Genomic DNA, 324 nt, shown 5'->3' with positions numbered 1-324 from the left:
AAACGATGCCAAATTGAACGCCCCCATCAGCGAAATCAAAATGCAAATGGGGCCGACCAGGTTCAGGCGAACGACGAATGCACCAGCGGGCGGCTTGTGCAACACCTGCACTGCAAAGTGCGCCGTCACGTAAGCGGCAACGCCAACCAGTCCAACAACGTCGGTAAAACCCAGGGAAGCCATGGTGCTGTGATGCTCAGGGCAAAGGTGGCGAGAGAAGCGTCTTGGAGGTACGTGCGCTTACTGTTGTGCTGGCTGCCCTGGGCGCGGCGCGCTTGGCGCCTCAGCCACCGGCCGCCCTGCCTGCTTGTTGCGCCACCACCC

The 324-nt window shown here is 61.4% G+C and carries 1 protein-coding gene; it reads right to left on the bottom strand.

Annotated features, from left to right (window positions below; translation table 11 throughout):
• A partial coding sequence (locus RVY79_RS18490; RefSeq protein ID WP_317466003.1) for a CBU_0592 family membrane protein occupies positions 1–183 on the bottom strand: 183 nt, incomplete at its 3' end.
• Positions 184–324: the final 141 nt, after the last annotated feature.

This window comes from Chromohalobacter sp. HP20-39 (assembly GCF_033052815.1).
Lineage (GTDB): Bacteria > Pseudomonadota > Gammaproteobacteria > Pseudomonadales > Halomonadaceae > Chromohalobacter.
Note: the sequence above shows the minus strand (reverse complement) of the source record. Positions and strands in the feature narration are given on the sequence as shown.